Here is a 22,490-nt window from a genome sequence, read left to right as displayed (position 1 = left end):
CCGAGCGACGCGGCGCCCTGGCCGGCCCATCATGGTCCGGAGCATCCGGCTCCGAACCGACGCAGCGTCAGGAGATGTCGCGCGTCTCCGACCGCGCACAAGGGGGAGACTCCAAAGAGTGGGAGAACTTTTTTCTACGCCGCCGGGCGGAGCTTCAAGTTTCTTCGTCCCACTCCCGGCCGGCGCGGTGCCGGCGCGCGCCAGCGCACGCGTCCCAGGTTGGGCGATCGAGGCCCGCGAACGGTCGAGGACGACAGGGCTGCCCGAAGGATCTGCAGGCTTCCCCCGCCGGGACCCGCGCGGTGAAATAAAATTTCGCGCGTGATCAATTTATATTTTCGAGTTTATGGATGGCAATTTAGTTCAATTGTCCCGAATGCATGGCGCGTTCTGCGCCGGAACACGGATATCGCTCGGGCGGCGGTGCGAAAACTGCAAAACCATGCCGGCCCTGCGTTATGTTGCAATGCGGAATGAGCATACCGCAACGCACAAATCCGTGGTCTCATGCACCCAACGATTGCATCCCGCGATCGAACCGGAGTCGCACCATGCGCACGATCCTCATCCTCGCGTCGGCGGCGCTCACCTCTGCCGCCCTCTTCACCGTCCCGGCCTTCGCGCAGGACGACCTTCACCTGACGCCGCCGCTGTATCGCGACCAGGCCCGCGCGACCACGCAGGTGCGCTCGGCTCACGATCTGACCACCACGCCCCAGCCCGTGTCGGCCATGCAGACCGGCCGCAGCCCGGTGGCGGCCGTCGTCCGGCCGATGGTCCAGGCCTCGGCCGAAACGGCCCGCTGAGCACGTCTCGGTCGTCGCGCCGCGATCCGCCGGTCCGGGATCCGGTTCGGCGGATCGGCTATCAGACGAGGTGCAGGTCCTGCGCGGCGAGACTCGGTGAGACGCCGCGCTCGATCAGGCGACGGGTCCGGGCGCGCTGCTCCGGTCCTGTATTCAGTGCAGCGCCCGTCGCACGGTAGCTGTCGAGCCACAGGTCGAGCCAGGCATAGTGTATCGCGACCGCGAGAAGGGCCGCGTTCTCCGCCTGGCGGATGCCGAGCCGGACGGCCTCGTCCGTCAGGCGGCCCACCTCCCCGTACATCATCGGCAACTCCACGTCCGGGATGGCCGCCGGCACAGGAAACATCGTCGGCCCGCCCCGGAGGCAACGGCCCCGAAGGGCCGGGTCCCCCGGTGTGTGCGCTTAGTGCGACGCCTGGTCGACGGCGTTCTGCGTCTCGTGGCCCATCTGCTGGGCCGCATCCTGACCCTGCTTCACTGCCTTGCGGGTCTCGTCGACACCCTGCTGCATCGCAGCCTTGGCGCGCTCCGCCCCCTGCTGCATCGCGCCCTGCGTGAGGCCGCCGAGTTCCTTGGCCTGGGACTGCATCGCGGCGAATCGCTCGCGGACGTATTCGGCCTGGAGTTGCATCGCTTCCGGGAAGGACTTGGCGGCCGCGAGCTTCTGCGCGAGGTCGAACGCCGCACGGACGTTCTGCTCGGCATAGTCGAGGCTGCGGGCGTAGATGTCGGACGCATTGGTCCGGGTCAGGTCCGTCGAGCCCTGAAGGGTATCGGTGGCACGGCGCGCCGAACCGATGAACGTTCCGAACGCCTTGCGGGCCTGCTCGACACTGGTTTCGGCCAGATCGCGCATTTGCGGCGGGACCTCGAAGCTGGGAATATTCGCCATGACTGGTCTCCTTCGGCCGCACGTCTGGCCGCGGCCATGGCTGTTGTGCACTGCACAAGCGAGAAGGTCCAGGGATCGGCGAGTGACGGGACCCCGGATTCTGTCAGATCTCCGTCTCGCGCCGGATGATCGCGTCCTCGCCGCCGCCCTTCTGCGACAGCCCGACCTCGGGCGCGTCGTCGCTGATCGGCAGGGGCTTGTTGGAGGCGCCCGGCTCGACTTCCGCGGGGCCGGTCTCCGAGTCCGGGTCGGCCGGCGGCAACGTCCGATCCGGTACGCGCGCGGGCTCTCGCGAATCAGTCATGCATGGCTTCCCTGGTCCGGAGAAACGTCGCCGGGGCCTCACGGGTCCCGGAGCGCCGGTGTCGGTGGGCAGTATCGCGTGCGCCGCGCTATATGCGGGCGGGGGATTTGAGGAGAGCGTCGTGTTCACCGTCAAGGGGATCGATCCGTCCGGCCGCGTCATGACCTTCGCGTGCGGGACCGACGAGCAGGCCATGGAGAAGACCTGGGAACTCGTCCGGCGCGGGTTCCGGGAGATCGTGGTCGCCGATCCCAAGGGTAAGGAGATGTCGGCGGCCGCGTTCGAGCGGTCCCTGGATATCGACTGGGGCGAGTGAGCCGGCCCGGCGCGCGAGGGTCGATTCGCGGCGCCGTCGGCGGAAGGCCGGCCCCGCCCCCCGGGACGATCTAGCGGTTGCCGAGGGCCGGGCCGCCCGCGGTGCCGCCGGTGCCGGGCGGGCCGCTCGTCGGCGTGCCGCCGATGTTCACCCCCGGTGTCGTGCCCGGGACGGAGGAGTTGCTGGGATTGGCGGTCGTGCCCGTGGTGATCGGGGCGCCCGGTCCGCTGCCCACGGTGCCGGCTCCGACGCCGCCCGTGGTGGGCGGGGCGGTGACTCCGGTATTGCCGGCGCCCCCGGTGGTCACCTGCGCGGCGGCCGGTCCGGCCAGCAGGAGGGTCAGGGCGCCCGAGAGCGTCAACGTCGTACGGGTCATGGGTTCGTCCGTTCCTTGCGGTCGGACGCCAACGGGTGCGGGCCGCCGAAGTTCGACCCGATCCGGCGCGACCCGCTCAGTGCAGCTCGTAGCAGTTGGTGATCACGCGCGGATTGCGGGTCACGTCGTACAGGATCGAGCACTGAACTAGGTACTGCGTGTCCTTCTTCCGAAACAGGATCAGGGACGACCGGTTGTCGAAGGTGCCGGTGTAGCCGGCGATCTCCCAGCCGTCGGCGCTGAGCCGTTCGACGGTGAGCGGCTCGGCCGCGTCGGCCCCCATCACCGACGCCAGCGAAGCGATCAGACCCAGGCACACGCGCAGCGACCGCGGTCCCCGCGCGAGGCCGGCGGTCTTCACAGGCCCGTCACGTCGTCGATGTCCGGCGCCGGCTCCCGTGCCGGCGGCGCAGGATCGTCCTCCGGGGCCGGCGGCAGCCGCGGCGGCGGCATGTCGCCGGTATTCGGCGGCATCGGCAGGCCCTGCGGCAGCGCGGGCTCGGGCGCCTCGTCGGCGCTGGGCGATCTCGGATCAGGCATGGCGGGTCCCCCGGAGGCGATGCCGCGCCCCGCGTGCGGCGGGCCCGGCACGGACAGAACGGTCGTCACGCGCGAAGGTGCCCGCCGAAGGGCCAAGGCAACCGTTTCGGCCTCTCACGGTTCTGTCTCCGCGTGGTCGGTCCCGGCGGCGCGAGCGAGAGTGACCCCGTGCCCCGTTGCCTTGTCCCGATCCTGACCGCGACCCTGATCGTCGGCGTCCTGACGCCCGCCCTCGCGGGCACGAAGAAGATCAAGATACCGAACCGCTACGACGGCGCCTGGACCATCGTGGCGACGACCTCCGAAGGGCCCTGCGCGGCCACGACGAGCTATCAGGTCAAGATCAAGGACAGCGACGCCTCGATCCCGGGGGACGACGTCGACATCGACGGCGGCGTCTCGTCGAGCGGTCGCGTCTCGGCCACGATCATCAGCGGCTCGAACACGGTGCCGATCGACGGCAGCCTCGACACGCAGGGCGCCGGCAGCGGCACGTGGCGGTCGACCGGCGGGATCGTCACCTGCAGCGGCCGTTGGAACGCGCGGCGCTCCGGCTGACGCGCGCCGGCCGGAGGACGCTCAGGCCGGCGTCCGACGGAGGCTCGGCCGCTCGGGCTCCGGCTCGTTGGTCGTCGCGCCGATCTCCTCCGCCTTGCGCCACACGGAGCGGCAGACGAGGATCTCGTTGCTCGCGTCGATGTTGAGCACGAAGCGCTCCGGAACGATCTCGGCGTCCGGAAGGGCGACGCGGACGCCGCTCAGCGAGCGATCGTAGACGATGCACGGCAGGCTGCGATGCTCGTCGATGGAGATGCTGCCGGTCTCGTTCAGCATCGTGCGCGGGGCGCGCCGTCGATCAAGCATTGCCGTCTCGTGAACTGCGAAGCGCGCACGATCGGCGCGCCGGGTTCAGAACCGGTTCCGGAAATGCATCAGATTGTCCGCGTCCGCCCTCAAAGGACGGCGCGTGGCCTCACTATCCGGTGACCACCCCGACCAGCGTCGCCAGGAACCCGAGGGCGACGGCGCCGATCCCGCTCATGAACATCACGTCCCAGCCCGCGAAGTCCTTCGACCGGGGGGCGCGGGTGAAGGCGAAGGCGGTGACCGCGACGCCGCACACGATGAGGGCGACGGCGATGGTGATCGGTGTGGACATGGCGTGTTCCTCCGACGCCGGCTTGCTGGCCCTTTGGGCTCTTGTCAGGACGTCCGCAGCCGGCGTGATCTGCTTTCGGGACGTCCATCGTCGAAACATGACAGACGTTCCAAGTGGGAACAAGGCCGGAATCTGTTCTGCACTGCAGAACGACGGAGGATCGCGCTGCCTCATCTGACACCCGCGGCGGATAGGCCAGGGGAAAAACGTCGAAGCCCCTTTCCGTGACGGAGGCGGGCCGGGCAGCTCAGTCGACGAAGACCCGGACGCCGTCCGTGTTGAGGATGTCCCGCTGGTCGGCGCACCATTGGTCCGCTCCGACCTCCGCGATGGTCTTGGCGACGCGTTGGCCTTCCTCCGCGATGGCGGTCTGAGCCTTTCGACGGCCGAGGGCCGCGTCGAGGGCCCTCCGGACCGTCCGGGACAGGCCCTCGGACACCGTGTCGTCCACGGTGTAGATCTTGCGGCAATACAGGACGATGCCGGCCTGGGCGCCGATGATCCGCACCAGGCCCTCGATGGTCTCGGTGCGCTTGTCGTCCTCGGCCATCGCGGGTGCGGACGGCAGGGTCCACGCGGCCAGCACGGCGGCGAGCAGAACGCGTCTCATCGGTGGGTGGATCCTCTGTGGGCTGGGGAACGACGCAGCGCATGCTGCGCCGACCCCGCGACACAGAGATAGGGCTGCCGTTCCCGTATGCCCCCCGGGCCCGAGACTCGGCGAAGCGGCATCGGATCGCGGCACGCAGGCCCGGTTCTTCCTATGCCGTGCTCGATGGCGCGCGCGAGCGGACCTGTACGTCCCCGGCGGGCCGGCCCCCGGGAAGACCGGATAGACCCCACGCCTCGATGCGCTGACCGCGTGCGAACCGAAGACTTTCCGGCCAGCGACTGTCTGGCCAACTGCCTGCGGGCCAAAAAATAGCGGGCCGATTATTTCCGGGCCGACATCATGTCGTGGGTCAGCACGGTCAGCTTGCCGATCAGGCTGGAGATGTCGGCGCCCTTGCACGACCATTGCGTGCCGATCGCCTCGCCATCGGTCGAGACCGAGACGACCGCGACCGAGCGCAGCCGCCCCTCGCGGGCGAGGGCGAGCTGCTCCTGCAGCACGGCGATCACCGAAGCGGTGTCCTCGTCGGCCACGGTCGGCGCGATATGCGCCGGGAAGGCCACCACGGAGTTCGTCTGCTCACGCTTCATCATGCTTCGACCCCGCACCCGTTCTTCTCAGGAACCGGGGTGGGCATCAGCTTTGTGCAGAGTGTGGCAGCTTGTCCGTGTCGGGCCACGTCGCAGACATGTGTGGCTGCGGGGCAACGATCACGGGCCGGACCGTTCGACGTGGCAGTCCGGGATCGTCGAAGGTGGCACGCGGTCGACGGATGAGGGATCCGGAGGGCGTGCGCACCGGTCGTACGTGGCCGGGACGACCTCGGCGGCATCCGCCGCCGGAGGCGTCGAGGTCGCTGTCGATCAGGCCGCCTTGCGACCCTTGCGCTCGCGGTCGGCCATGGCACCGGGCTGGCCCAGGCCGATCGCCTTGGCGAGGGCGGAGCGCTGCTCGGCGTAGCTCGGGGCGACCATCGGGTAGTCCGTGGGCAGGCCGTAGCGCTCGCGGTAGCTCTGCGGGCTGAGGCCGTTGGCGGTCAGGTGGCGCTTCAGCGTCTTGTAGGTCTTGCCGTCGATGAAGCTGACGATCCCGTCATGCTGGACCGACTTGCGGATCTGGGCCGCGCTCGGCTTGTCGACGGCCACGGGCGCCTCGGCGCCGGCTGCGGCCGCGCTCGTCCCGGAGGCGAGACCTGCGATCGCGCCGTGCACCCGGGCGATCAGGGCCGGCAGCTCGCTCGCCGGAACTGGGTTGTTCGACACGTAGGCGGCGACGACGTCGCCCGCCAAGCCGATAAGGTCAGGCGTGTGCACAATCGCTTCTTCTGTCACTTCATGGTTCCCGATGTACCCCTCACACGCGATTTGCTACTTCTTCCACCCGAATGCAAGTTACAAAATTGTTCTGCTGGGTGCGTAACGGACATGATCGCTGTGCATGCTCGCGCCCCCGGGTAGGGAATTCTGGCACAACCGTCAGGTGAACTATCCTGACGGTCTGCAGATTTCGAAAATCATTGCACCAGTGTTTCCGGCCCGCGCCCAATCGTTTGCCGCGTCTGAGATTATACGGATTCCGGGTCCGTCCCGTGATTCGCGCCGTTTGGGCGAAGACCCGATGATGCGTCCGCCGACCCGAGCGTAGCATCGCATGCTTTGTCGACGCAGGCGTGGACTTTCTTGCTTGAACACAGTGATCGTTGGACCAGGGGAAGTTGTCAGGCCTCCGCAGCATCTCGGCGATGGCCTGCCGGCGAGGGGCGCGACACGGCGTGTGTGTGAGGAGGATTGTGCTTCCGACGCTGCGACCAAGCCTGGACCTGTACGATGGCGCGCGGGGGGATCGGGCGTCATGGTCGGGGCAAAGCCGCGATCACCCGGAAATATCAGCGCACCCCCTCCCCGGCTCCGCACCTTTCATGATCGGGACGCCACGATATTCTCAACTTCAAGGCGATTAGTCTTCGAAAGGCGGTGGTCGCCGCGGTGACGCGCGGGCGCGGCCGTGGCATGGGCCAGCCATGCTCCTGCTCGCTCTCCTCCTCGCCCTTCTGGTCGTCCTGGCCGTCATGATCATCACCCGGCGCTGGACCGGCCGGCTGGCCTCGCTGGCGACCCTGATCGCGGGGGCGATCATGGCGCTGTGGCTGGCCCAGGTCGGGCTGCTGCCGGGCTCCACCGGCCCGCTCACGCCGGACCGGCCCCGCATTCCGGGGCTCGACCGGTAACGGGCCGGTAACCGTCCCGGCGCGAGCATGGGCCATGCCCACGCTGTCCGCCCCGCGCCTGCTCACCTTCCTGGTCTCGGCCGTGCTGATCGGCCTTGCCGTCGCCAGCCTCTACACCCGCATCCCGATGGTCGGGCGGACGGTGGTGGCGCACCGGCAATGGTTCTTCATCGGGGCCTACCTGCTGCTGGCGCTCGGCGTCACGACCCGCAGCCTCTGACCGGGGATCGCCGGACGCGTCGTCGCCCCGGCACGCCCGCGGCCATCTTTCGGGTGGACGCCCTATCGCAACCGCGCCGCGTGCTTCAAAGGTGGTGGATGGCGATGAAGACGACATTCGTGGTGCAGCCCTTCGAGCTGCATCGGAAGCGGCTGAGGCCGGCCCGGCAGGAGCCTGCCCAGAGCGAGTTCGGCGCGCTCAAGAAGGCCGAGGCGCTGGCCGCCCGGATGCCCGGTGCGGCGGCGCTGAAGGTGGTCGCCGACGACGAGACCGGCGAACTCGAGGGCGTAACGATCCTCGGCCAGTTCGGCGAGGTGCCGGAAGACTTCGCCGAGAGCCTCCAGGGCGGTTGAGGCGCGTCGCCGAGGCCTGAACCACGGCAGGTATACGACGGACGCGAAATGCATCTTTCGCCCCCTGGACACTACGTAGAAACAACGTAGCACGATGATGGCGCGCGATCGCGTCTTCAGAGCCTATATCCGTGCCCCGATACTTCATCGATCTCCACGATGGTGCGAACCTAGTTCGCGACCAGACGGGCTTCGACCTGCCCGATCTCGCCGCCGCGCAGGCCCAGGCGGTGCGCATCATGACCCGGATCGCGCAGGGGCTCTCGGACCCGCAGGTGCGGCAGGATTACGTGATCGCCGTCCGGGACGAGCAGGGCGCCGTCCGCCTGCGGCTGCGCCTGTCCTACGATGTCGAGCCGGACTGAACGCCCGGGCCGCCGGCCGACCGTGCTGCGACGAAAGCGGGCCTGCCGCGTTGGTGTCGCGCCGGTTCGGATGGGCGGGGAGAACGCATGAGACGCTCGAGGATCGCGATCCGGCCGGGTCTGGCGGCGCTTGCGCTGCTGATAGGCACGACGGCGCTGCCGGCCATGGCTCAGACGCCGCCGCCGCCGCAGGCAGGCTCGACCCCGGCGACGCCGGACAACGCCATCCTGCTCACGGTCTTTTTGCGGCACGACCAGTCGCGTCCGCTTTCCGAACTGAACGCGCAGCTGGCCAAGCAGGGCTTCTACAAGGCCTTCCCGCCGCCCGGCATCGAGGTCGTGTCCTGGAACGTCGTAATGGGCATTGGGCAGATCATCGTCCTGCGGCTGCCCGCGACCCGGCTGCGCGAAATCAACCGCGTCCTGGAGGATACCGCCTGGGGCGCGTACCGCACCGAATTCTATCCGACCTACGATTACAAGGCCGTCGGCCTCGCGGAGCACGACAAGGCCCGGTGAGCCGGGCCGCCGGGCGTCACGAGGCCGGTGCGGAGCCGAGGCGCAGCGAAGCGTCCCACAGGCAGGGATGGCCGAGCCGCTTGGCCTGGTACATCGCCGCGTCGGCCTGCGTGACGAGGATTTGCCCCTGGGCGGCGTGGACCGGTGCGCAGGCGATGCCGATGGCGGCCCCGATCAGGACCGGCCGGTCGGCCCCGATATCGTAGGGTTCGGTGAGCCGCCGGTGGATGCGGTGGGCCGAGTCGAGCACGGTCGCGAGCGGGGCGTCGTCCAGCAGCAGGGCGAACTCGTCGCCGCCGAGGCGGGACGCGGTATCCCGGTCGCCGAGACCTTCCCGGAGCCGTTCGGCCACCTGCCGCAGCAGCGCGTCGCCCGCGGCGTGGCCGTAGACGTCGTTGACCGGCTTGAAGCCGTCGAGGTCGATGCACAGCAGGGCGCAGCCGCCCGGCCCGGCCGCCGCCCGGTCGAGGCGGGTCTCGAACAGGGAGCGGTTGGGCAGGCCGGTGAGCGGGTCGTGATCGGCCCTGTGGCGCAGCAGCGCCTCCGTCCGCCGGCGCTCGGTCACGTCCTCGTAGAGGGCGACCCAGCCGCCATCCGGCTGCGGCTGGAGCGTGAGGGCGAGCTGGCGCCCGTCCGAGAGCGTCTGCAGCACGGTTTCGGGATCGCGCCGGGCCAGGATCCGGCGCCGCTCCGCCCAGATCCGCGCCGGGTCCCGCTCGGCCTTGAGGCCCCGGGCCGTGTTGAGCGCGATGAGGGTCCGGGCATGCATGCCGGGCCGCGCCTGCCCTTCCGTCTGTCCGAAGATCCGCCGGTAGCCGGCATTGGCGAAGACCAGGCAGTCGCCGGCATCGAACAGGCAGAAGCCGTGCGGCAGGCTGTCCAGGGCCCGGACGATCCGGGCCCCGAGCCGCCGGTCGCGACGGAACCCGTAGCCCCCGGAGGCGGCGATCGGCGCCCGCTCATGCCGTTCCAGCCGCGCCGAAACCCTGCCCGCCCGCGCCTTCATGGCGACCCCCTTCAAGCACCCGGCGGGATCCGGGCTCCCGCTCGATGGCCGGAGGCTCCGCCGAAGACTGCTACCGGGGCGACTTAGAATGGGATTCCTTTCGCCTACCTTGACGAAACGGAATCCGCATCGAAACTCCGCGACAGGGGCGTCGATCCCTCCGGAAGCCGCACGCGTTGACGCCTGCGGCCGATCAGAATCGATCACTTAGAGTTGCCCGGCTCGGTCGAGCAAGTCTGCGCCGGCCTCGATCGATCCCCGCGGGTGCCCGCCGCGGGGATCGGTGGCGACTTTCGTCTGCACCGCTTCAACTTGGCAGGCCGAAACTTGGCGGCCCGACGATCATCCGCCCCCAAACGTCAGGGCGTCGCGTGGACGCCGTGATGCCCGTCGAGGACGGTGTCGCTGGTCGGGACCGTGTCGGCCACGGCTTGCGCCCGGCGCTGGTCCGGGGCGGTCGCCTCCGCCACGAAGGCCGCCACCGCCTCCGTCAGGGGCAGCGAGCGGGTCTGCTGGCTGCCGAGCCGGCGGATCGAGACCGTGCGCTCCTCGGCCTCGCGCTTTCCGAGCGCGAGCAGCACCGGCACCTTGGCGAGCGAGTGCTCCCGGACCTTGTAGTTGATCTTCTCGTTGCGCAGATCCGCCTCGACCCGCAGGCCGGCACGGTCCAGGGCGCGCACCACCTCATGCGCGTAGGCGTCGGCCTCGCCGGTGATCGTCGCCACCACCACCTGGACCGGGGACAGCCAGAGCGGGAAGTGCCCGGCGAAGTGCTCGATCAGGATGCCGGTGAAGCGCTCCATCGAGCCGCAGATCGCCCGGTGCACCATCACGGGCGGCTTCCGGGCGCCGTCGGCGTCGATGTAGAAGGCGCCGAACCGCTCGGGCAGGTTGAAGTCCACCTGGGTGGTGCCGCATTGCCAGTCGCGCCCGATGGCGTCGCGGAGCACGTACTCGAATTTCGGCCCGTAGAACGCGCCCTCCCCCGGGTTGACCTCCGTGCGGATCCGGCCGGCTGACTGCGCCTCGATCTGCGTCAGCACCCGGGTCATCACGTCCTCGGCGTGGTCCCAGAGCGCGTCGGAGCCGACGCGCTTCTCGGGCCGGGTCGAGAGCTTCACGACGATCTGGTCGAAGCCGAAATCCGCGTAGGTCGAGAGGATCAGGTCGTTGATCTTCAGGCACTCGTCGGCGAGCTGGTCCTCGGTGCAGAACACGTGGGCGTCGTCCTGCGTGAAGCCGCGCACGCGCATCAGCCCGTGCATGGCGCCCGACGGCTCGTAGCGGTGGACCACGCCGAACTCGGCGAGCCGCAGGGGCAGGTCCCGGTAGGATTTCAACCCGTGCTTGAAGATCTGCACGTGGCCCGGACAGTTCATCGGCTTGAGGGCGAACCAGCGCTTGTCCTCGGCCTCGTCGCCCGCCGACTGCGCGGCGAACATGTTCTCCCGGTACCAGCCCCAGTGACCGGAGGTCTCCCACAGCGCCTTGTCGAGGATCTGCGGGGCGTTGACCTCGGCGTAGTCGCCCCGCAGCCGGCGGCGCATGTAGGCGATCAGCTCCTGGAAGATCGTCCAGCCCTTGGCGTGCCAGAACACGACGCCCGGCCCCTCCTCCTGGAAGTGGAACAGGTCCATCTCCCGGCCGAGGCGGCGGTGGTCGCGGCGCTCGGCCTCCTCGAGGCGGTGCAGGTAGTCGTCGAGGTCGGCTTGGGCGGCCCAGGCGGTCCCGTAGATGCGCGTCAGCATCGGGTTGTTCGAATCGCCCCGCCAGTAGGCGCCCGCGACCTTCATCAGCTTGAAGGCGGTGCCGACCTTGGCGGTCGAGGTCATGTGCGGGCCGCGGCACAGGTCGAACCAATCGCCCTGCCGGTAGATCTTCAGGTCCTCGCCCGGCGGGATCGCGTCGACCAGCTCGACCTTGAATTTCTCCTGCTTGCCCTCGAACAGCGCGCGCACGTCCTCGCGTTTCCAGACTTCCTTGGTGAAGGGCGCATCGCGCGAAATGATCTCGCGCATCTTCGCCTCGATCTTCGGGAAGTCCTCCGGCGTGAACGGGGTCTCGCGGTAGAAGTCGTAGTAGAACCCGTTCTCGATCACCGGGCCGATCGTCACCTGCGTCTCCGGCCAGAGGCTCTGGACGGCCTCGGCCAGCACGTGCGCGCAATCGTGGCGGATCAGCTCAAGGCTGCGCGGGTCGGTCCGGTCCAGGAACTCGATGCGGGCATCCCGGGCGATCGGATCGTCGAGGTCGGCGACCGTGCCGTCGAGCGCCATGGCGACGGTCCGCTTGGCCAGCGACTTGGCAATGCCCTCGACCACGCTGCGGCCGGTGGTGCCGGCGGCGACCTCCCGCGTGTTGCCGTCGGGGAAGGTGAGAATCGGCATGGTTCAGGCTCTCCGGGCTCAGTCCTGCATACGCGGCAGGTAAGCGTCGTCATGTCGGCGTGTTCGGGGAGCGGCCGTGTAGACGTTTTTTTATTCCTTGGCGAGGGATCGGCCCAGGGCGTGTGCTGCCCGATCACCGTTGTTTTACGCCGGTGGCCGGATCCGCCGGCCGCCGGTGCTTGCGGGCCTTTGTCCGTCGCTACGTTCGTCGTGCCGCGTCCGCACGCGTGTCCTGGTCCTCATGCGCCCGCGGAGCCGGGGGCATGGCCCAGGACGCTCCAGCCACACGGGACGCGGGGACCCAGGCGCCGGCCGAGATCTGCGCGGGTCCGTTCTCCCGCACGAGCGCGCGCTGCCTCCGACCTGCCTAGGCCGGAGCCGCGAGGGTGCACTTCGCGGAAGGCGATGCGTGACGTCGCCGCCTCTCGGCGGACAGGGAGGTCCGGAGGTTCGGGGCCGCTGCCCGTACGCTCGAAATGTTCGCCGGAACGCGCTCTGCCGCCGAACCGGTCGCCGCGTCCGCGGCGCGCCCCCTACAGCCCCGTCAGCGGGAATATGGCCAGGGCGGCGAGGAAGGCGACGCCGGCCACCAGCGTCGTCCAGATCGCCTTCTCGCGCAGCCGGGGACGGGCCGGGGCGCCGAGATCCTGGCCCGGCACCACGTGCCCGGGCCGGGTCTCCGGCTGGTTGCGCAGGGGCAGGACCGCGAAGAGCAGTGTCCACCACACCACGAAGTAGAGCGCGATCGCCCCGCCGATCGTGAGCCGGAACTGGCTCACGGCCACGGTCACGAAGGCGGCCACCAGCACCGCGACGGCGGCCATGGTCGCCGGGGTGGAGCGGGTCAGCGCGGTCAGGATCCGGTTCACACCTGCTCCAGCTCGACGAGGGTGCCGAGGAAGTCCTTGGGGTGCAGGAACAGGACCGGCTTGCCATGGGCGCCGATCCGCGGCTCGCCGGTGCCGAGCACCCGGGCGCCCTGAGCCTTCAGCCGGTCGCGGGCGGCCAGGATGTCGTCGACCTCGTAGCAGACATGGTGGACGCCGCCGCCCGGGTTGCGGGCCACGAAGGCCTCGATCGGGGATCCCTCGCCCAGGGGCGCCATCAGCTCGATCTTGCTGTTGGGAAGCTCGACGAACACCACCGTGACCCCGTGCTCGGGCTGCGGCAGGGGCGGCGTGATCGTCGCGCCCAGGGTGTCGCGGTACACGGCGCAGGCCGCCTCGAGATCCTGCACGGCGATGGCCACGTGATTGAGCCGACCGATCATTGTTTGGTTCCTCCCGTTGACGCTCCGATCGGCAGGTCCCGCGTCTCCCTCATGCCGACCTCATCCTGAGGTGCTGCGCAGCAACCTCGAAGGAGACCTCCAGGGATCGCGCGGCCGGCTGGAGGGCTCCTTCGAGGCCCAGCGATCTCCGATCGCCGGGCACCTCAGGATGAGGGGATTGGGTGGGACCTGCCGTGGTCCGTCGTCTCGTTCTTTTATCCTAGCGCGTCGTCCTGGATATCAGAACCCGGACGATGCGCTCGGTCTTTGGTTGCGCGTCATCGTTTTCCGAAAGCCGGAACCGGCCTTTCGGGATGACCGCTCAGACTTCCACCACCTGCACGTGGCAGGCCGGCTTCTTGCCCCAGACCTCGTTGACGGCGGTGCGCACGGCCCGGTCGACCGCCTTCTCGACGCCCTCCGAGTCCTTGAGCTTGCCGCGCGACATCCCCGAGAGGGTTCGCGAGACCGCATCGACCACCGTCTCGATCAAGGGCTCGCCGGCGCGGCCGCGATTGGGCAGGCCGATGATGTCCACCGCCGGGTCACCCAGCACGACGCCGTCCTCGTCGATGGCGATGGCCACCGAGACCAGGCCGGCCTGCATGAGCTTGCGCCGCTCGGGGATCGCCCGGTCCTTCTCGTCGATCAGGACGTTGCCGTCCTTGAACAGGCGGCCGGCCTTCACGTGGTCGATCACCTCGGGCTTGCCGGGGCTCAGGCGGACGAGGCTGCCGTTGCGGGCCTTGACGACGTTCTGGACACCCTGGGCCCGGGCGAAGCGGGCGTGCTCGTCGAGGTGCAGCGCCTCGCCGTGGACCGGAATGGACGTGCCCGGCCGGGTCCACTTGTACATCTCGACCATCTCGTCCCGCCTCGGGTGGCCGGAGACGTGGACCAGCTCGGTCCGGTCGGTGATCACCTCGACGCCCTGCTCGATCAGGTCGTTGATGATCGAGCCGACGTCGCGCTCGTTGCCGGGGATCGCCCGCGACGAGAAGATCACCCGGTCGCCGGCAGCCAGGCTGATATCCGGATGGTCCTTGCGGGAGACCCGGGCGAGCGCCGCCCGCGGCTCGCCCTGCGAGCCGGTGAGCAGGGCCACGACCCGCTCGCGGGGCAGGTTCTTCCAGGAATCCGAGCGGCGGAACTCGGGCAGGCCGTCGAGGTAGCCGCATTCGCGGGCCACATCGATCACCCGGTCCATGGCCCGGCCGACCGCCACGATCTCGCGGCCGCAGGCCACGGCCGCCTCGGCCACGGCCCGGATGCGGGCCACGTTCGACGCGAAGGTCGTGACCGCGACCCGGTGGGGCGAATCCGCGATCAGCGTCTTAAGGGTGGCGGCGACCTCCCGCTCGCTCGGCGAGAAGCCCTCGCGCACCACGTTGGTGGAGTCGCAGACGAGCGCCAGGATGCCCTCGTCGCCGAGCGCCGTGAACGCCTCGGGCGAGGTGATCTCGCCGGCCACGGGGGTCGGGTCGATCTTCCAGTCGCCGGTATGGACCACGAGGCCCGCGGCGGTGCGGATCGCGATGGCGTTCGACTCGGGGATCGAGTGCGAGACCGGCACGTATTCGAGTTCGAACGGGCCGACCGTCACCCGGCGGCCGGGCTTCACCTCGCGCAGCTCCACCTTCGGGGCGCCGGGCTCCGAGAGGCGGCGGGTCTCCAGCAGGTTCTTGGCGAAGCGGGTCGCGTAGACCGGCACCTTGAGGCGCGGCCACAGCTCCGAGATCGCCCCGATATGGTCCTCGTGCGCGTGGGTGATGAAGATCCCCAGCAGGTCCTTCCGCCGCTCCTCGATGAAGGAGAGGTCGGGGAACATCAGGTCGATCCCCGGCATCTGCTCTTCGCCGGCGAAGCCCATGCCGCAATCGACCATGATCCACTTCCGGCCCTTCTCCGGACCGAACCCGTAGAGGGCCGCATTCATCCCGATCTCGCCCACGCCGCCGAGCGGCAGGAAGACCAGCTCCTCCTGTCCCATCACCATCTGTCGTCGTCCAACGTCATGCCGCCGTCGCGGCCGTTCCAAAATGCACCTCGCCCGCCGTCACGGTATGCCGTTTTCCGTCGGGGGCGAGGATCACGAGCCGCCCCCCCTCGTCGATGGTCTCGAACACGCCCCGCAGGATGTGTCCGCCGCTGCGCACCGCGATCTCCGACCCAAGACCCGCGGCCCGCGCGAGCCAATCCTCGCGCAGGGGAGCGAAATTCCGGCCTCGGTCCCAGGCGCGTGCTCGCACGGCCATCCGGTCCGAGAGATGTTCCAGTAGCGCTTCGGAGCCGCCCGCGTAACCCGTCGCGGCCAAGCTCGTTGCGCCGAGTCCCTCCGGGGCCGCCGCGACGTTGACGCCGAAGCCGATCACCGCGGCCCTGCGCCCCCCCGGCAGCGTCTCCGCTTCCAGCAGCAGACCCGCCAGCTTGCCGCCGCCGAGCAGCACGTCGTTCGGCCACTTCAACGCCAGAGATCGTGCGCAAGCCGCGCCCCGGGTATCCGGCAGGGTGCCGCAGGTCGCCGCCAGCGCCTCGATCAGGGCGAGGCCGGCGACGAAGCCGAGTTCGGCCAGGTGCTCGGCCGCCACCCCGGCCACCGGCCAGAGCACGCTCGCCGCGAGGTTGCCGGGCAGCGACGCCCAGGCGTTTCCGCGTCGCCCCCGGCCCGCGTCCTGCCGGTGGGTCACCACCCAGAGCGGACCGGTCTCGCCCGACCGTGCCTGGACCATGGCCTCCGTGTTGGTCGAATCCAACCTGTCGTGAACGTGCAGGCGGTGGCCCTGGGCGCGCGCCTCGGGCCCGAGACGGTAGCTCAAGGCGTTCTTTTCTGATCGGGCCGCATTCTCATCGGGAGCGCCGGAAGGCCGCCGGGCCTAGAACAGCGACCGGGCCGCCCGGCCGGCGACGCCGACCAGCGGTCCGGGAAGCAGGAAGAACAGCACCACGACCACGCTCGACAGGGCCAGCACCACCCGCAGGCCGGGCGCCATCGCCTCGTAGGGCTCCTTCGGCTCGTCGAAATACATGATCTTGACCAGGCGCAGGTAGTAGTAGGCGCCGACCACGCTGGTCACAACGCCGATCACCGCCAGGGTCACGAGGCCGGCCTTGATGGCGGCCGCGAACACGTAGAACTTGGCGAAGAACCCGGCCAGCGGCGGGATGCCGGCCAGCGAGAACATCATCGCGGCGAGGCAGAAGGCCAGCCAGGGATGGGTGCGCGACAGGCCCGACAGGTCCTCGATCGACTCGAACATCACGTCCCGGCGCCGGAGCGACAGGATGATCGCGAAGGTCCCCAAAGTCATCGCCAGGTAGATGATCATGTAGGTGACGAGCCCGCTGATCCCCTCCTCGGAGCCGCAGGCGAGCCCGATCAGCGCGTAGCCGATGTTGGCGATCGACGAGTAGGCCATCAGGCGCTTGATCGAGCGCTGGCCGATGGCCGCGAACGAGCCCAGCGCCATCGAGACCACCGAGACGAAGATGAAGATCTGCTGCCAGATCGCCGTCACGTCCGGCATGGCGCCGATGAACACCCGCACCGTCATGGAGACGGCCGCCATCTTGGGCGCGGTGGCGAAGAAGGCGGTCACCGGGGTGGGCGAGCCCTCGTACACGTCGGGCGTCCACATGTGGAACGGCACCGCCGACATCTTGAAGCAGACGCCCGCGGCCACGAACACGATGCCGAGCACGATGCCCAGGCCCGCATTCTCGTTCAGCGCCGAGACGATGCCGGGGAACGAGACCGTGCCGGTGAAGCCGTAGATCAGCGAGGCGCCGTAGAGCAGCATCCCGGAGGAGAGCGCGCCGAGCACGAAGTACTTGAGGCCGGCCTCGGTGGAGCGGGCGTCGTCCCGGTGGAACGCGGCGATCACGTAGGCGGCGAGCGACTGCAGTTCCAGCCCGAGATAGAGCGCGATCAGGTCGTTGGCCGAGACCATCACCATCATGCCGATGGTGCAGAGCACGATCAGCACCGGGAACTCGAACCGGTCGATCCGCTCGCGCTTGAAGAAGTCGTGCGCCAGCAGGATCGTCGACGCGGAGCCGAGCAGCACCAGCGACTTCATCACCTTGGAGAACGCGTCGGAGACGAACGCCCCCGACAGGGTGGTGACCCGGCCGTGCGTCGGCGCCGAGAGGACCACGAACAGGGCGAACAGCAGCAGCACCAGGGCGCCGATGCTGACAGACTCGGCGGACCGGTCGCCGCGCCAGGCGCCGTACAGGATCATGAGCAGCACGCCGACGCTGAGGATCAGCTCGGGCAGGAGCGGCGCCAGCGAGGGCAGCACGGAGTGGACGGTGGGCATCTGTTCCGTCTCAGCGTGGGAGCGGCAGCGCGGCGGCCGCGGTCTGGGTGTTGGCGAGGGCGGCCTTCATGCCGGTCATCAGCGCCTCCGTGGAGGGCGCGAAGACGTCGAGCACGGGGGCCGGGTGCACGCCGTAATAGATCGTCAGCACCACCAGCGGCGCCAGGATGATCTTCTCGCGGGTGTCGAGATCGAGGATGCCCTGGAGATTGGGCTTCTCGAGCTTGCCGTAGATCACCCGGGCGAACAGCCACAGGGCGTAGGCCGCCGACAGGATGATGCCGAAGGTCGAGAAGAACGCGACGGTCGGGTTCGCCTTGAACGCGCCCAGCATCGACAGGAACTCGCCGACGAAGCCGGAGGTGCCGGGCAGGCCGACATTGGCCATGGTGAACACCATCATGGCCACCGCGTAGAGCGGCATCCGCTTCACCAGGCCGCCATAGGCCGCGATCTCGCGGGTGTGCATCCGGTCGTAGACCACGCCGACGCAGAGGAAGAGCGCCGCCGCCACGATGCCGTGCGAGATCATCAGGAACAGGGCGCCCTGGATGCCCTGCTCGTTCAGGGTGAACAGCCCGAGCGTCACGAAGCCCATATGGGCCACCGACGAGTAGGCGATCAGCTTCTTGATGTCGGTCTGCATCAGCGCGGTGAGCGACGTGAAGATGATCGCGATCACCGAGAGGGCGAAGACCAGGGGGGCGAAGTCGTGGCTCGCCACCGGCAGCATCGGCAGGGAGATCCGGATGAAGCCGTAGCCGCCCATCTTCAGCAGGATGCCTGCCAGGATCACCGAGCCGGCCGTGGGCGCCTCGACGTGGGCATCGGGCAGCCAGGTATGGACCGGCCACATCGGCATCTTCACCGCGAACGAGGCGAAGAAGGCCAGCCACAGCCAGGTCTGCATGTTCGCCGGGAAGCGGTACTGCAGCAGGGTCGGGATGTCGGTGGTGCCGGCCTGCCAGTACATCGCCATCACGGCGAGCAGCATCAGCACCGAGCCGAGCAGGGTGTAGAGGAAGAACTTGAAGCTGGCGTAGATCCGGCGCTGGCCGCCCCAGATCCCGATGATCAGGAACATCGGGATCAGGCCGGCCTCGAAGAACAGGTAGAACAGCACCAGGTCGAGGGAGGCGAACACGCCGATCATCGTCGTCTCGAGGACGAGGAACGCGACGAAGTATTCCTTCACCCGGACGTGGATCGAGGTCCACGACGCGCCGATGCAGAACGGCATCAGGAACGTGGTGAGCAGGATCAGCGGCATCGAGAAGCCGTCGACGCCCAGCTTGAACCGGATCGTCTCGGCGAGCCACGGATGCGACTCGACGAGCTGGAAGCTCGACGACGTGGCGTCGTAGCGGCCCCAGGCCACCAGGGAGAGCACGAAGGTGACGATCGTGGTGGCGAGCGCGGCCCAGCGGGTGTTGCGCGCGACCGAGTCCTCGTCGCCCTTCAGGGTGAGGATGAAGGCCGCGCCGCAGAGCGGGACGATCAGCAGGCCGGAGAGGATGCCGAGGCCGAGCATGTCAGTGAACACCCTTGGGCAGGCCGGCCATCAGGTACCAGCTGATCAGGCCGGCCACGCCGATGAGCATGACGAAGGCATAGTGGTAGACGTAGCCGGTCTGCAGGCGCACGACGCCGCGGGTCACGTCGACGACGCGCGCCGCGATGCCGTTGGGACCGAGCCCGTCGATGATCCTCCCGTCGCCCTGCTTCCAGAGGAACAGGCCGAAATCCTTGGCCGGACGCACGAAGATCCGGTCGTAGAGCTCGTCGAAGTACCACTTGTTGAGCAGGAACCGGTACAGCGACGGCTGCTGCGCCGCGAGCGCGCCCGGCAGTTCCGGACGGCGGATGTACATCCAGAACGCCAGGACGAAGCCGAGGATCAGCATGATCAGCGGCGCGTAGGAGACGAGCGCCGGGACCTCGTGGATCTCGTGCATGATGTGGTTGTCGGGGCCGTGCGCCAGGGCATGGCCCCAGAACGCGTCCATCCCGGACCCGATGAAGCGGTCGTGGAAGATGATCCCGGCGAACAGGGCGCCGAAGGCGAGGATCGCCAGCGGGATCGTCATCACCAGCGGGCTCTCGTGGGGCGTGTGGTCGCCGTGATGGCCGTGCCCGTGATGGTCGTCCGCGACGAGGTCGCTCTTGTGGGCCGGCTCGACGTCGTGGCCGTGGTCGTCGTGGGCCACGCCCTCGGTATGGCCCGGGGCGCCGTCGGCCTCGTGGGCCATCGCGGCATGGGCGGTGCCCGCATGCGCGACTGCCGGGGCGGCGTGGTCATCATGTGCCGCATGGATGCCCCAGCGGGCCGGGCCCTCGAAGGTCATGAAGAACAGGCGCCAGGAGTAGAACGACGTGAAGAACGCCGCCACGACGGTGCACAGGAAGGCGAGCGTGTGCCCGGGCCGGGTCGATGCGTAGGCGGCCTCGATGATCGCGTCCTTGGAATAGTAGCCCGCCGTGTACGGGAAGCCGATCAGCGCGAGGGAGCCGATCGCCATCATGGCGCAGGTGAACGGGATGTGGGAGCGCAGGCCGCCCATGTTCCGCATGTCCTGCTCGTGGTGCATCGCGTGGATGACCGAGCCGGCCCCGAGGAACAGCAGCGCCTTGAAGAAGGCGTGGGTGAACAGGTGGAACACGCCGGCCGAGTAGGCGCCGACGCCGAGCGCCACGAACATGTAGCCGAGCTGCGAGCAGGTCGAATAGGCGATCACCCGCTTGATGTCGTTCTGCACCAGGCCAATCGTGGCGGCGAAGAAGGCCGTGATGCCGCCGATCACCGTGACGACGATCAGGGCGTTCGGCGCCTCCTCGAACAGCGGCGACAGCCGGGCGACCATGAACACGCCGGCGGTCACCATCGTGGCGGCGTGGATCAGCGCGGAGACCGGGGTCGGGCCCTCCATGGCGTCCGGCAGCCAGGTGTGCAGCAGGAACTGCGCCGACTTGCCCATGGCGCCCATGAACAGCAGCAGGCACGCCAGCGTCAGGGCGTTCCAGTCATAGCCGAGGAAGTGGAAGCTCAGGGTCTTGATCGCGTCGACCTTGGAAAAGATCGCGTCGAACGCCACCGAACCGGTCAGCACGAAGACCAGGAAGATGCCCAGCGAGAAGCCGAAATCGCCGACCCGGTTGACGATGAACGCCTTCATGGCGGCGGCGTTGGCCGACGGCTTCTCGTACCAGAAGCCGATCAGCAGGTAGGAGGCGAGGCCGACGCCCTCCCAGCCGAAGAACATCTGCACGAGGTTGTCGGCCGTCACCAGCATCAGCATGGCGAAGGTGAACAGCGACAGGTAGGCGAAGAACCGCGGCCGGTGCGGATCCTCGTGCATGTAGCCGACGGAGTAGAGGTGGACGAGGGTCGAGACCGTGGTCACGACGACGAGCATCACCCGGGTCAGCGCATCGACCTTGAAGGCCCAGTCGACCTGGAGGTCGCCGGCGGAGAACCAGGACGCGACCTGCACCCGTTCGGCGTGGCCGCCGTCGAGGAACACGCCCCAGGCGATCAGGGCCGTGAAGGCCAGGAACGCCGTGGTGATGTACTCGCAGGCCCGGGCCCCGATGATGCGGCCGAACAGGCCGGCGATCAGGAAGCCGATCAGCGGGAAGAAGACGATCGCGTGATACATCGCTCTCTTGCAGTCCGTCATCCGGGCCGGCCGCGGGGCGGCGTCCGGATTGTCACTCGGGGCCCGTCGACGCGGGGCCGCGAAATCGGGTCGCGTGGAGAAGGGCGCCCTAGCCCTTCATCATGCTCACGTCCTCGACCGCGATGGTGCCGCGGTTGCGGAAGAAGACCACGAGGATGGCGAGGCCGATCGCCGATTCGGCGGCCGCGACGGTCAGCACGAACAGGGCGAAGACCTGTCCGGTGATGTCGTTCAGCTGCGTCGAGAAGGCGACCAGGTTGATGTTCACCGCGAGCAGGATCAGCTCGATCGACATCAGGATGACGATGATGTTCTTGCGGTTGATGAAGATCCCGAGCACGCCGAGCGTGAACAGGATCGCCGCGACGGTGAGGTAGTGGCTCAGGCCGATCATCGTTCGAATCCCCCGCCTTGCATCAAATCGCGCATCAGACCTCGACGCCCTGGCGGGAGGGCACCTTGCGGGTCTCCACCGCCATGCTCTGGGTGCGGGCGTTCTGGACCGCGATGTTCTGGCGCTTGACGCCCGGGCGGTCGCGCAGGGTGAGCACGATCGCGCCGATCATCGCCACCAGCAGGATCAGGCCCGCAAGCTGGAAGAAGTAGACGTAGTCCGTGTAGAGCACCCGGCCCAGCGCCTGGGCGTTGGTGAGGTTCTCGGACGCCGCGACGTTGCTGAGCGGCGCCTGGACCAGGTTCGGGTCGATGGTCCAGGAGCCCACCACCAGGAGCAGCTCCACCAGGAAGATCGCCCCGATCAGGCCGCCGACCGGCAGGTATTGCTGGAAGCCCTGCCGCAGCGCGGCGAAGTCCACGTCGAGCATCATCACGACGAACAGGAACAGCACCGCGACCGCGCCGACGTAGACGACGACCAGGATCATCGCCAGGAACTCGGCGCCCATCAGGACGAACAGCCCGGCGGCGTTCACGAAGGCGAGAATCAGGAACAGCACCGAGGCGACGGGATTGCGCGAGGCGATCACCATGAAGCCCGACGCGACCGTGACGCTCGCGAACAGGTAGAAGAAGGCGGCTGCTGCAGTCATGCGCTCGTCGGGATCGGCCGCCGGAGCGGCCCCTTCTGCCTTGCGTGGAAACGGGCCGCAGCGGGCGGCCCGTCTATAGAACCCGGTCGTCG

General features: G+C 68.8%; 30 protein-coding genes. 8 read left to right on the top strand and 22 right to left on the bottom strand.

All coding sequences use genetic code 11. The features are described 5' to 3' along the window. Positions 1-551 precede the first annotated feature (551 nt). A complete protein-coding gene (locus FV233_RS10050) occupies positions 552-806 on the top strand; it encodes a hypothetical protein (RefSeq protein WP_147857075.1) in 255 nt (84 codons plus the stop codon). A gap of 61 nt (positions 807-867) precedes the next feature. Here the strand turns inward: FV233_RS10050 and FV233_RS10045 are convergent, their stop codons facing one another. The 3 genes from FV233_RS10045 to FV233_RS10035 form a co-directional block, all read right to left on the bottom strand. Next, positions 868-1,143 carry a hypothetical protein gene (locus FV233_RS10045; protein WP_246689948.1) on the bottom strand — a complete coding sequence of 92 codons (276 nt, stop codon included), beginning with the start codon at positions 1,141-1,143 and terminating at the stop codon, positions 868-870. Positions 1,144-1,209: 66 nt separating this feature from the next. After that, a complete protein-coding gene (locus FV233_RS10040) occupies positions 1,210-1,698 on the bottom strand; it encodes a phasin (RefSeq protein WP_147857076.1) in 489 nt (162 codons plus the stop codon). Positions 1,699-1,801: 103 nt separating this feature from the next. Beyond that, the gene (locus tag FV233_RS10035; protein WP_147857077.1) at positions 1,802-2,002 is read right to left on the bottom strand and encodes a hypothetical protein; all 201 of its coding nucleotides are present in this window, start codon (positions 2,000-2,002) and stop codon (positions 1,802-1,804) included. Between the two features lie 121 nt (positions 2,003-2,123). Between FV233_RS10035 and FV233_RS10030 the strand changes: the two genes are divergently transcribed. Then, the gene (locus FV233_RS10030; RefSeq protein WP_147857078.1) at positions 2,124-2,318 is read left to right on the top strand and encodes a hypothetical protein; all 195 of its coding nucleotides are present in this window, start codon (positions 2,124-2,126) and stop codon (positions 2,316-2,318) included. A gap of 70 nt (positions 2,319-2,388) precedes the next feature. On the opposite strand, the gene FV233_RS10025 is transcribed toward FV233_RS10030, so the two are convergent. The 3 genes from FV233_RS10025 to FV233_RS10015 all read right to left on the bottom strand — a co-directional run bounded on the left by FV233_RS10025 (position 2,389) and on the right by FV233_RS10015 (position 3,234). Further along, complete coding sequence (locus FV233_RS10025) at positions 2,389-2,694, bottom strand: hypothetical protein (RefSeq protein ID WP_147897380.1); 306 nt, start codon at positions 2,692-2,694, stop codon at positions 2,389-2,391. Between the two features lie 76 nt (positions 2,695-2,770). Next, positions 2,771-3,055, bottom strand: a complete 285-nt coding sequence (locus tag FV233_RS10020) for a hypothetical protein (RefSeq protein WP_238261899.1) — start codon at positions 3,053-3,055, stop codon at positions 2,771-2,773. Then, positions 3,052-3,234, bottom strand: coding sequence for a hypothetical protein (locus FV233_RS10015; RefSeq protein ID WP_147897379.1), 183 nt, complete (start codon positions 3,232-3,234; stop codon positions 3,052-3,054). Before FV233_RS10015 ends, FV233_RS10020 begins: the two co-directional genes overlap by 4 nt. A 168-nt stretch (positions 3,235-3,402) precedes the next feature. Between FV233_RS10015 and FV233_RS10010 the strand changes: the two genes are divergently transcribed. Continuing rightward, complete coding sequence (locus FV233_RS10010) at positions 3,403-3,792, top strand: heme utilization protein (protein WP_147897378.1); 390 nt, start codon at positions 3,403-3,405, stop codon at positions 3,790-3,792. A gap of 21 nt (positions 3,793-3,813) precedes the next feature. Here FV233_RS10010 and FV233_RS10005 read toward each other — a convergent pair whose 3' ends face one another. The 5 genes from FV233_RS10005 to FV233_RS09985 form a co-directional block, all read right to left on the bottom strand. Further along, positions 3,814-4,098 carry a PilZ domain-containing protein gene (locus tag FV233_RS10005; protein ID WP_147857065.1) on the bottom strand — a complete coding sequence of 95 codons (285 nt, stop codon included), beginning with the start codon at positions 4,096-4,098 and terminating at the stop codon, positions 3,814-3,816. A gap of 112 nt (positions 4,099-4,210) precedes the next feature. Further along, positions 4,211-4,393, bottom strand: a complete 183-nt coding sequence (locus FV233_RS10000) for a hypothetical protein (RefSeq protein ID WP_147857066.1) — start codon at positions 4,391-4,393, stop codon at positions 4,211-4,213. 247 nt (positions 4,394-4,640) lie between these two features. Further along, positions 4,641-5,003: a hypothetical protein gene (locus tag FV233_RS09995; protein WP_147857067.1), complete on the bottom strand. Its 363-nt coding sequence runs from the start codon at positions 5,001-5,003 to the stop codon at positions 4,641-4,643. A 323-nt stretch (positions 5,004-5,326) separates the two neighbouring features. Further along, positions 5,327-5,596 (bottom strand): hypothetical protein, encoded by a 270-nt coding sequence (locus FV233_RS09990; RefSeq protein ID WP_187277899.1) that lies wholly within the window; start codon positions 5,594-5,596, stop codon positions 5,327-5,329. Positions 5,597-5,869: 273 nt separating this feature from the next. Beyond that, a complete protein-coding gene (locus FV233_RS09985) occupies positions 5,870-6,319 on the bottom strand; it encodes a MucR family transcriptional regulator (protein ID WP_281407996.1) in 450 nt (149 codons plus the stop codon). 707 nt (positions 6,320-7,026) lie between these two features. On the opposite strand from FV233_RS09985, the gene FV233_RS09980 reads away from it, so the two are divergent. The 5 genes from FV233_RS09980 (at position 7,027) to FV233_RS09960 (ending at position 8,690) form a co-directional block, all read left to right on the top strand. Next, the gene (locus tag FV233_RS09980; protein WP_147853859.1) at positions 7,027-7,233 is read left to right on the top strand and encodes a hypothetical protein; all 207 of its coding nucleotides are present in this window, start codon (positions 7,027-7,029) and stop codon (positions 7,231-7,233) included. Between the two features lie 34 nt (positions 7,234-7,267). Then, positions 7,268-7,453 (top strand): hypothetical protein, encoded by a 186-nt coding sequence (locus FV233_RS09975; RefSeq protein ID WP_147853858.1) that lies wholly within the window; start codon positions 7,268-7,270, stop codon positions 7,451-7,453. Between the two features lie 98 nt (positions 7,454-7,551). Further along, the gene (locus FV233_RS09970; RefSeq protein ID WP_058194295.1) at positions 7,552-7,806 is read left to right on the top strand and encodes a hypothetical protein; all 255 of its coding nucleotides are present in this window, start codon (positions 7,552-7,554) and stop codon (positions 7,804-7,806) included. 131 nt (positions 7,807-7,937) lie between these two features. Beyond that, positions 7,938-8,171: a hypothetical protein gene (locus FV233_RS09965; RefSeq protein WP_147897376.1), complete on the top strand. Its 234-nt coding sequence runs from the start codon at positions 7,938-7,940 to the stop codon at positions 8,169-8,171. A gap of 87 nt (positions 8,172-8,258) precedes the next feature. After that, positions 8,259-8,690 carry a hypothetical protein gene (locus FV233_RS09960; RefSeq protein ID WP_147897375.1) on the top strand — a complete coding sequence of 144 codons (432 nt, stop codon included), beginning with the start codon at positions 8,259-8,261 and terminating at the stop codon, positions 8,688-8,690. Between the two features lie 16 nt (positions 8,691-8,706). Here the strand turns inward: FV233_RS09960 and FV233_RS09955 are convergent, their stop codons facing one another. The 11 genes from FV233_RS09955 to FV233_RS09905 all read right to left on the bottom strand — a co-directional run bounded on the left by FV233_RS09955 (position 8,707) and on the right by FV233_RS09905 (position 22,398). Further along, positions 8,707-9,711, bottom strand: a complete 1,005-nt coding sequence (locus tag FV233_RS09955) for a diguanylate cyclase (protein ID WP_246689947.1) — start codon at positions 9,709-9,711, stop codon at positions 8,707-8,709. A gap of 344 nt (positions 9,712-10,055) precedes the next feature. Further along, on the bottom strand, positions 10,056-12,083 hold the full coding sequence (thrS, locus tag FV233_RS09950) for a threonine--tRNA ligase (RefSeq protein ID WP_147853855.1): 2,028 nt from the start codon (positions 12,081-12,083) through the stop codon (positions 10,056-10,058). 533 nt (positions 12,084-12,616) lie between these two features. Beyond that, positions 12,617-12,952 carry a DUF1467 family protein gene (locus FV233_RS09945; protein WP_238261893.1) on the bottom strand — a complete coding sequence of 112 codons (336 nt, stop codon included), beginning with the start codon at positions 12,950-12,952 and terminating at the stop codon, positions 12,617-12,619. Next, entirely contained in the window at positions 12,949-13,353 is a 405-nt protein-coding gene (gene mce, locus FV233_RS09940; protein WP_147897374.1) for a methylmalonyl-CoA epimerase, read from the bottom strand. Before mce ends, FV233_RS09945 begins: the two co-directional genes overlap by 4 nt. Positions 13,354-13,675: 322 nt before the next feature. Continuing rightward, positions 13,676-15,349 carry a ribonuclease J gene (locus FV233_RS09935; protein WP_147853852.1) on the bottom strand — a complete coding sequence of 558 codons (1,674 nt, stop codon included), beginning with the start codon at positions 15,347-15,349 and terminating at the stop codon, positions 13,676-13,678. Positions 15,350-15,365: 16 nt separating this feature from the next. Next, positions 15,366-16,169 carry a biotin--[acetyl-CoA-carboxylase] ligase gene (locus FV233_RS09930; protein WP_147853851.1) on the bottom strand — a complete coding sequence of 268 codons (804 nt, stop codon included), beginning with the start codon at positions 16,167-16,169 and terminating at the stop codon, positions 15,366-15,368. Positions 16,170-16,226: 57 nt separating this feature from the next. After that, positions 16,227-17,672: an NADH-quinone oxidoreductase subunit NuoN gene (nuoN, locus tag FV233_RS09925; protein WP_147853850.1), complete on the bottom strand. Its 1,446-nt coding sequence runs from the start codon at positions 17,670-17,672 to the stop codon at positions 16,227-16,229. Between the two features lie 10 nt (positions 17,673-17,682). Beyond that, positions 17,683-19,203, bottom strand: coding sequence for an NADH-quinone oxidoreductase subunit M (locus FV233_RS09920; RefSeq protein ID WP_147853849.1), 1,521 nt, complete (start codon positions 19,201-19,203; stop codon positions 17,683-17,685). A 1-nt stretch (position 19,204) separates the two neighbouring features. Further along, positions 19,205-21,328 carry an NADH-quinone oxidoreductase subunit L gene (nuoL, locus tag FV233_RS09915; protein ID WP_147897373.1) on the bottom strand — a complete coding sequence of 708 codons (2,124 nt, stop codon included), beginning with the start codon at positions 21,326-21,328 and terminating at the stop codon, positions 19,205-19,207. 109 nt (positions 21,329-21,437) lie between these two features. Beyond that, complete coding sequence (gene nuoK / locus FV233_RS09910) at positions 21,438-21,743, bottom strand: NADH-quinone oxidoreductase subunit NuoK (RefSeq protein ID WP_147853847.1); 306 nt, start codon at positions 21,741-21,743, stop codon at positions 21,438-21,440. Positions 21,744-21,777: 34 nt separating this feature from the next. Beyond that, positions 21,778-22,398: an NADH-quinone oxidoreductase subunit J gene (locus tag FV233_RS09905; RefSeq protein WP_147897372.1), complete on the bottom strand. Its 621-nt coding sequence runs from the start codon at positions 22,396-22,398 to the stop codon at positions 21,778-21,780. Positions 22,399-22,490 lie beyond the last annotated feature (92 nt).

Origin of the sequence: Methylobacterium sp. WL7 (assembly GCF_008040085.1) — a bacterium.
Lineage (GTDB): Bacteria > Pseudomonadota > Alphaproteobacteria > Rhizobiales > Beijerinckiaceae > Methylobacterium > Methylobacterium mesophilicum.
Note: the sequence above shows the minus strand (reverse complement) of the source record. Positions and strands in the feature narration are given on the sequence as shown.

Bases quoted from the DNA above. Each gene is read 5' to 3' on its own strand.
- FV233_RS09905 (WP_147897372.1), bottom strand. From the start codon at position 22,398: ATGACTGCAGCAGCCGCCTTCTTCTACCTGTTCGCGAGCGTCACGGTC.
- nuoN (WP_147853850.1), bottom strand. From the start codon at position 17,672: ATGCCCACCGTCCACTCCGTGCTGCCCTCGCTGGCGCCGCTCCTGCCC.
- FV233_RS09970 (WP_058194295.1), top strand. From the start codon at position 7,552: ATGGCGATGAAGACGACATTCGTGGTGCAGCCCTTCGAGCTGCATCGG.
- FV233_RS10050 (WP_147857075.1), top strand. From the start codon at position 552: ATGCGCACGATCCTCATCCTCGCGTCGGCGGCGCTCACCTCTGCCGCC.
- FV233_RS09935 (WP_147853852.1), bottom strand. From the start codon at position 15,349: ATGGTGATGGGACAGGAGGAGCTGGTCTTCCTGCCGCTCGGCGGCGTG.
- FV233_RS09960 (WP_147897375.1), top strand. From the start codon at position 8,259: ATGAGACGCTCGAGGATCGCGATCCGGCCGGGTCTGGCGGCGCTTGCG.
- FV233_RS10025 (WP_147897380.1), bottom strand. From the start codon at position 2,694: ATGACCCGTACGACGTTGACGCTCTCGGGCGCCCTGACCCTCCTGCTG.
- FV233_RS09975 (WP_147853858.1), top strand. From the start codon at position 7,268: ATGCCCACGCTGTCCGCCCCGCGCCTGCTCACCTTCCTGGTCTCGGCC.
- FV233_RS09995 (WP_147857067.1), bottom strand. From the start codon at position 5,003: ATGAGACGCGTTCTGCTCGCCGCCGTGCTGGCCGCGTGGACCCTGCCG.
- FV233_RS09980 (WP_147853859.1), top strand. From the start codon at position 7,027: ATGCTCCTGCTCGCTCTCCTCCTCGCCCTTCTGGTCGTCCTGGCCGTC.
- FV233_RS09920 (WP_147853849.1), bottom strand. From the start codon at position 19,203: ATGCTCGGCCTCGGCATCCTCTCCGGCCTGCTGATCGTCCCGCTCTGC.
- FV233_RS10035 (WP_147857077.1), bottom strand. From the start codon at position 2,002: ATGACTGATTCGCGAGAGCCCGCGCGCGTACCGGATCGGACGTTGCCG.
- FV233_RS10015 (WP_147897379.1), bottom strand. From the start codon at position 3,234: ATGCCTGATCCGAGATCGCCCAGCGCCGACGAGGCGCCCGAGCCCGCG.
- FV233_RS10000 (WP_147857066.1), bottom strand. From the start codon at position 4,393: ATGTCCACACCGATCACCATCGCCGTCGCCCTCATCGTGTGCGGCGTC.
- FV233_RS10040 (WP_147857076.1), bottom strand. From the start codon at position 1,698: ATGGCGAATATTCCCAGCTTCGAGGTCCCGCCGCAAATGCGCGATCTG.
- mce (WP_147897374.1), bottom strand. From the start codon at position 13,353: ATGATCGGTCGGCTCAATCACGTGGCCATCGCCGTGCAGGATCTCGAG.
- FV233_RS09990 (WP_187277899.1), bottom strand. From the start codon at position 5,596: ATGAAGCGTGAGCAGACGAACTCCGTGGTGGCCTTCCCGGCGCATATC.
- nuoL (WP_147897373.1), bottom strand. From the start codon at position 21,328: ATGTATCACGCGATCGTCTTCTTCCCGCTGATCGGCTTCCTGATCGCC.
- thrS (WP_147853855.1), bottom strand. From the start codon at position 12,083: ATGCCGATTCTCACCTTCCCCGACGGCAACACGCGGGAGGTCGCCGCC.
- FV233_RS10005 (WP_147857065.1), bottom strand. From the start codon at position 4,098: ATGCTTGATCGACGGCGCGCCCCGCGCACGATGCTGAACGAGACCGGC.
- nuoK (WP_147853847.1), bottom strand. From the start codon at position 21,743: ATGATCGGCCTGAGCCACTACCTCACCGTCGCGGCGATCCTGTTCACG.